Source organism: Pseudomonas sp. G11-1 (genome assembly GCF_024031555.1).
Classification (GTDB): Bacteria; Pseudomonadota; Gammaproteobacteria; order Pseudomonadales; family Pseudomonadaceae; genus Halopseudomonas; species Halopseudomonas bauzanensis.
Window position 1 is genome coordinate 156,421 of record NZ_QEYQ01000006.1, and the last position, 6,283, is coordinate 162,703.

A 6,283-nucleotide genomic window follows, 5' to 3' on the forward strand; every position below is an offset into this window, starting at 1 on the left:
AATGTGGCGCAGATACACCCATTCGGCATGACGGATGCCCACGCAACGGCTACCTTCTAATCTCACCAGCGAAGAAGGAACGCCAATGAACGCCATCGTCGATTTCCTGAACAACATTCTATGGGGCTATGTTCTCATCTATGGCTTGCTGGCCGTGGGTGTATTTTTCACCATCAGGCTCGGGTTTATTCAGTTCCGGCACTTCGGTGAAATGGTCCGCGCCATACTCGGTGCCCGGCAAAGCGACAAGCACGGCATCTCGCCTTTTCAGGCACTGTGTACCAGTCTTGCTTCACGGGTCGGCACCGGCAATATCGCCGGCGTTGCCGTTGCCCTCTACCTTGGTGGCGCGGGAGCTATCTTCTGGATGTGGGTGGTGGCACTGGTGGGGATGGCTACCGGTTATGCCGAAAGCACCCTGGCTCAGCTGTACAAAGTGCGTGACCGCAAGGGCCAATACCGGGGCGGTCCTGCTTTTTATATAGCCAAGGGCCTGAAAGCGCCCTGGGCCGGTGCCATTTTTGCAGTCAGCCTGATCCTTTCCTTTGGCCTGGTCTTCAATGCCGTGCAGGCCAACTCGATTGCCGATGCCATGGAGAGCGCCTTCGGTTTACCGAAGGTCTCGGTCGGCCTGGGCATCGCCGTGTTCGCTGGCATCGTCATTTTCGGCGGGCTCCGCTCGATTGTCCGGTTCGCCGAATTCGTGGTGCCCTTCATGGCTAGCGCCTATGTGCTGGTAGCGCTGTACGTGCTGGCGATAAACATCACAGACGTGCCGGCAGCCTTCATGTCTATCATCCGCGGCGCCTTCGGCCTGGAGGAAGCCGCCGGCGGGGTTGCCGGGTCGATTACCGCAGCAATGCTCAACGGTATCAAGCGCGGGTTGTTCTCGAACGAGGCAGGTATGGGCTCGGCGCCCAATATTGCAGCCACGGCAACACCGGCGCCCCACCACCCTTCTTCCCAGGGGCTGGTTCAGGCAGCGGGGGTGTTTATCGACACCATTGTCATCTGTACCGCTACCGCGATCATGATTCTGCTGTCCGGCATGCTGGAACCCGGTAACGGTGTCACCGGTATTCAGCTCACCCAGCAGGCCCTTGAGATGCATATCGGCAGCGCCGGCAACTACTTCATCGCCATCGCCATCCTGTTCTTTGCCTTTACCTCGATCGTGGCGAACTACACCTATGCGGAAAATGCGCTGATCTATCTCGGCGGTGGCAATACGCTTGGCATTACCTTGTTGCGGCTGGTTGCACTGGCGATGGTGGTCTGGGGTGCGAAGGAAGCGGTGTTGACGGTGTTCAATGCCGCAGATGCCTCGATGGGACTGATGGCAACCATCAACCTGATAGCCATCGTACTGCTGTCCGGCACGGTAACGAAATTGACCAAGGATTATTTCGAGCAGCGCAAACAGGGGTTGATACCGACCTTCAAGTCGGCAGACTATCCCGAGCTAGACCGGCAGCTCGACGACGATATCTGGAAGTAAATAACACCCTGATCCTGATCCTGCTCCGCGTTACGCGGAGCAGGATCAGGGCAGAGCAGATCAGTCCTGCAGACGCCAGGTGGTTGTGCCCTTGGCGTCTTCCAATACCACTCCCATCCCGGCCAGCTGGTCACGAATGCGATCGGACTCGGCCCAGTTCTTCTCCGTCCGGGCTTGCAGGCGCGCCTGGATCAGTGCTTCGACCTCGGCGGCGTCCACCCGACTGGCTGCATCAGCTTGCAGGAAAGCGTCCGCCTCCAGTTGCAGAATACCGACCACACCAGCCAGCTCGCGCAGGCGCGCGGCCAGTGCAGCGGCGGCCTGCGGGTCGCCGTCCTTCAAACGGTTGATTTCACGCACCATGTCGAACAGTACGGCGCAGGCTTCAGGTGTGTTGAAGTCATCATCCATCGCCGCGGCAAAGCGCTCGGCAAAGGCATCGCCACCGGCAGCTGCGGCCTTGGGCAAGCCTTTCAGGGCACGATAGAAACGCTCCAGGGCGCTCTTGGCTTCCTTGAGGTTATCTTCCGAATAATTGATCGGGCTGCGGTAGTGGCTGGCCACCAGCAGATAGCGCACCACCTCCGGGTGGTATTTCTCCAGCACTTCACGGATGGTGAAGAAGTTACCCAGGGATTTGGACATCTTCTCGCCATCCACCCGTACCGCACCGGCATGCATCCAGCTCATCGCGTAGGGCTTGCCCGTTGCTGCCTCGCTCTGGGCAATCTCATTCTCGTGATGCGGGAACACCAGATCCGGACCACCACCATGGATATCGAAGGTGTCACCCAGGCAGCAGGTGGACATCACCGAACATTCGATGTGCCAGCCGGGGCGGCCATCACCCCAGGGTGAGGGCCAGCTCGGCTCACCCGGCTTGACGCCCTTCCACAGCACGAAGTCCAGCGGGTCTTCCTTGGCTTCATCAACTTCGATGCGCGCGCCGATCTTCAGATCCTCGATGCGCTTGCGCGACAGCTTGCCGTAGCCGGCAAACTTGCCGACCCGGTAGTAGACATCGCCGTTGCCGGGCGCATAGGCGTAGCCCTTGTCGATCAGTGTCTGGATCATGCTGTGCATGCCTTCGACATGCTCGCTGGCGCGTGGCTCCTGATCCGGGCGCATCACGTTCAGGCGAGCCTCGTCCTCATGCATGGCGGCGATCATGCGCTCGGTCAGTTGCTGAAAACTTTCACCATTTTCGTTGGCGCGGCGGATGATCTTGTCATCGATATCGGTAATGTTGCGCACATAGGTCAGGTCGTAGCCGCGAAAGCGCAGCCAGCGAGAGACCACGTCGAAGGCGACCATGACCCGGGCATGACCGATATGACAGAAGTCATACACCGTCATGCCGCAGACATACATGCGCACCTGGTTGTCCTCCAGCGGCTTGAAAGCCTCCTTGGCCTTGCTCAGCGTATTGTAGACATGCAATGCCATCGGTTATTGCCCCCAGGAGTCGCGCAGGGTAACGGTACGGTTGAATACCAGGTTGCCCGGGCGCGAGTCCTTGCTGTCCGCGCAGAAATAGCCTTCGCGCTCGAACTGGAAACGCTCCTCGGCCGTGGCGGTGGCCAGCGACGGCTCGGCGCGGCAGCCCTTGAGCACGACCAGTGAGTCGGGGTTGATATTGTCCAGGAAGGTACCGCCCTCCTCGCCCTTGTCCGGGTTGGCGGCATTGAACAGCCGATCGTACAGGCGTACTTCGCATTCAACGCTGTCGGCAGCCGGTACCCAGTGAATCACGCCCTTGACCTTGCGGCCTTCAGGGTTCTTGCCCAGGGTATCGGGATCGTAGGAACACAGCAGTTCGACGATATTGCCCTCGGCATCGGTGATCGCTTCATCGGCGCGGATCACGTAGCTGCCACGCAGGCGCACTTCGCCGCCGGGCACCAGGCGCTTGTAGCCCTTGGGCGGATCGACCATGTAGTCATCCTGGTCGATGTACAGCTCACGGCTGAACGGCAGCACGCGCTCGCCCATATCCTGCTTGGGATGACGCGGCAGGGTCAGGTTCTCTACCTGGCCTTCCGGGTAATTGGTAATGGTGACCTTGAGCGGGCGCAATACGCACATGGCGCGCGGCGCGTTGTTGTCCAGGTCGTCACGGATGCAGAACTCCAGCATGCCCATATCGACCACCGCGTCAGAGCGGGTAACGCCGATGCGCTCACAGAACTCGCGGATCGATGCCGAGGTATAACCGCGGCGGCGGAAAGCGCTGAGGGTCGACATGCGCGGATCATCCCAACCATCCACATGACCTTCATCGACCAGTTGCTTGAGCTTGCGCTTGCTGGTGACGGTGTAGTTCAGATTCAGCCGGGCGAATTCATACTGCCGCGGCTTGGCTGGTACCGGCAGATTGTCCAGGAACCATTCGTACAGCGGGCGGTGATCCTCGAATTCCAGGGTGCAGATGGAGTGAGTGATCAGCTCGATGGCATCCGACTGGCCATGGGTGAAATCGTAGCTCGGATAGATACACCACTTGTCACCGGTCTGGTGATGATGGGCATGACGGATGCGATACAGGATCGGATCGCGCAGGTTCATGTTCGGCGCTGCCATATCGATCTTGGCCCGCAACGCCTTGGCGCCGTCAGGGAACTCTCCGGCGGTCATGCGGGCGAACAGATCCAGGTTCTCCTCGACGCTGCGGTCGCGGAAAGGACTGTTCTTGCCCGGCTCAGTCAGATTGCCACGGTATTCCCGCGCCTGTTCCGGCGTCAGATCGCAGACATACGCCTTGCCAGCCTTGATTAGCTCGATGGCCCAGGCATGCAGCTGATCGAAGTAATCCGAGGCGTAGCGAATATCACCGCTCCATTTGAAGCCCAGCCACTCGACGTCCTGCTTGATGGCGTCGATATACTCCTGCTCTTCCTTGGCCGGGTTGGTGTCATCGAAGCGCAGATGACACTCACCACCAGACTCCTGCGCCAGGCCGAAATTCAGGCAGATCGACTTGGCATGCCCGATGTGCAGGTAGCCGTTGGGCTCCGGCGGAAAGCGCGTCACGATCTTCGTGTGCTTGCCGCTTTGCAGGTCGGCCTGAACGATCTGACGCAGAAAGTGGGCTGGAGGCGTGGATTCCGGTTTATTCATAAGTATTTCAGGACTCGTCTCGGGCAATGCCGCTGGCATTACGGTAGTGATCAGCGGACAGAACAGCGCCCTGCATTGGGGTAATCTGATCCGTCCGGCCAAAGACGCCTATCATAACCCAGGAGCTGTCGTGGTTTCACCAAGCCACGGCCGGCTGAACAAGCTGATGCCTCAATCCCCATCAACTGATAGCATTGCACCTTTATCGCAACCAACCCGAGGATCAACCGCATGGTCAAGCTGCATACCAACTTTGGTGTCATCACCCTGGAGCTGTTCGCTGACAAGGCGCCGAAAACTGTCGAGAACTTCAAGCAGTACGTGCGTGACGGTCACTACGACAACACTATCTTCCATCGCGTCATCGGCAACTTCATGATCCAGGGCGGCGGTTTCGAGCCGGGCATGAAGCAGAAGGACACCCGCGCGCCGATCGAGAACGAGGCCAACAATGGCGTCGGCAACGCTATCGGCACCGTTGCCATGGCCCGCACCATGGACCCGCATTCCGCCAGCGCCCAGTTCTTCATCAACGTGGCTGACAATACCTTCCTCAACCACACCGCACCGACCTCTCAGGGCTGGGGCTATGCCGTATTCGGCAAGGTCAGCGAAGGCATGGACGTGGTCGAGAAGATCAAAGGCGTGAGCACCACCAGTCGTGCCGGTCACCAGGACGTCCCCGCTGACGATGTGATCATCGAACGCGCCGAAGTAATCGAGTAATACCTGCAGATGCGTTATCTGTTCATTTCGGATCTGCATCTGGAAGCACAACGCCCGGATATCACCCGGGCGTTTCTGCATTGCCTGGACACGCGCGCGCGCAATGCTGACGCGCTGTATATCCTGGGCGACTTCTTTGAAGTGTGGCTGGGTGATGACAACCCCGACCCACTGGCCGATCAGATCAGCGCCGCCCTGCTGGCACTATCCCGCCAGGGCACCGCGATCTATCTGATGCACGGCAACCGCGATTTTCTCATCGGCAAGAGCTTCTGCCGCCGCTCCGGCTGCACTCTGCTCAAAGACCCCACCCTTATCGAGATCAACGATGAGCGCGTGCTGTTGATGCATGGCGACAGCCTGTGCATCGACGACCTCGGCTATATGCGCATGCGTCGCTGGCTACGCAATCCATTGAGCCTGTTTATCCTGCATCACCTACCGCTGAAAACCCGTCACCGCATCGGGCGTAAACTGCGCAACGAAAGTCGGGAACGGACGCGCTATAAGGCAGCGGATATCACCGACGTCAACGAGGGCGAAGTGTTGCGCGTGATGCACTCGCAGCGGGTGACCACGTTGATCCACGGCCATACCCACCGCCCTGCTGTGCATCCGCTGGAAATCGAAGGCAAACCGGCGCAGCGAATTGTGCTGGGAGATTGGGATAACAGCGGCTGGGTGCTGGAAGTGGATGAGGATGACTATCGGTTGGAGAGCTTTGAGCTCTGATCCGGCCTTCACCGCACCCTCGCCAGGCGTCCCAAAAACAAAACCCCCAACTCTTCCGAGCCGGGGGCTTGTTGTCTACTGCCTAGCTTGCCGCAGGTTTACACCTTGCTGGCCATCTCCGGCACCGCTTCAAACAGGTCAGCAACCAGACCGTAGTCCGCGACCTGGAAGATCGGCGCTTCCTCGTCCTTGTTGATCGCAACAATGACT

Annotated in this window: 5 protein-coding genes and 1 pseudogene; 3 read left to right on the top strand and 3 right to left on the bottom strand. The window is 59.2% G+C overall.

Annotated features, from left to right (window positions below):
• Positions 1-85: 85 nt before the first annotated feature.
• The gene (locus DHB74_RS15470; RefSeq protein ID WP_036989750.1) at positions 86-1,498 is read left to right on the top strand and encodes an alanine/glycine:cation symporter family protein; all 1,413 of its coding nucleotides are present in this window, start codon (positions 86-88) and stop codon (positions 1,496-1,498) included.
• A 60-nt stretch (positions 1,499-1,558) separates the two neighbouring features.
• Here the strand turns inward: DHB74_RS15470 and cysS are convergent, their stop codons facing one another.
• Together cysS and DHB74_RS15480 are read right to left on the bottom strand one after the other, a co-directional pair.
• The gene (gene cysS / locus DHB74_RS15475) at positions 1,559-2,944 is read right to left on the bottom strand and encodes a cysteine--tRNA ligase (RefSeq protein WP_499161920.1); all 1,386 of its coding nucleotides are present in this window, start codon (positions 2,942-2,944) and stop codon (positions 1,559-1,561) included.
• A gap of 3 nt (positions 2,945-2,947) precedes the next feature.
• Positions 2,948-4,615, bottom strand: coding sequence for a glutamine--tRNA ligase/YqeY domain fusion protein (locus DHB74_RS15480; RefSeq protein ID WP_136869458.1), 1,668 nt, complete (start codon positions 4,613-4,615; stop codon positions 2,948-2,950).
• 231 nt (positions 4,616-4,846) lie between these two features.
• On the opposite strand from DHB74_RS15480, the gene DHB74_RS15485 reads away from it, so the two are divergent.
• Together DHB74_RS15485 and DHB74_RS15490 are read left to right on the top strand one after the other, a co-directional pair.
• Positions 4,847-5,341 carry a peptidylprolyl isomerase gene (locus DHB74_RS15485; RefSeq protein ID WP_036989747.1) on the top strand — a complete coding sequence of 165 codons (495 nt, stop codon included), beginning with the start codon at positions 4,847-4,849 and terminating at the stop codon, positions 5,339-5,341.
• A 9-nt stretch (positions 5,342-5,350) separates the two neighbouring features.
• Complete coding sequence (locus tag DHB74_RS15490; RefSeq protein WP_499161923.1) at positions 5,351-6,073, top strand: UDP-2,3-diacylglucosamine diphosphatase; 723 nt, start codon at positions 5,351-5,353, stop codon at positions 6,071-6,073.
• A 98-nt stretch (positions 6,074-6,171) separates the two neighbouring features.
• Here DHB74_RS15490 and DHB74_RS15495 read toward each other — a convergent pair.
• Positions 6,172-6,283: pseudogene (locus DHB74_RS15495) on the bottom strand (electron transfer flavoprotein subunit alpha/FixB family protein); the annotation flags it as partial.

What these genes read in the sequence shown, in the direction of transcription:
- DHB74_RS15470 (WP_036989750.1), top strand. Translation starts at nt 86, where the DNA reads ATGAACGCCATCGTCGATTTCCTGAACAACATTCTATGGGGCTATGTT.
- cysS (WP_499161920.1), bottom strand. Translation starts at nt 2,944, where the DNA reads ATGGCATTGCATGTCTACAATACGCTGAGCAAGGCCAAGGAGGCTTTC.
- DHB74_RS15480 (WP_136869458.1), bottom strand. Translation starts at nt 4,615, where the DNA reads ATGAATAAACCGGAATCCACGCCTCCAGCCCACTTTCTGCGTCAGATC.
- DHB74_RS15485 (WP_036989747.1), top strand. Translation starts at nt 4,847, where the DNA reads ATGGTCAAGCTGCATACCAACTTTGGTGTCATCACCCTGGAGCTGTTC.
- DHB74_RS15490 (WP_499161923.1), top strand. Translation starts at nt 5,351, where the DNA reads ATGCGTTATCTGTTCATTTCGGATCTGCATCTGGAAGCACAACGCCCG.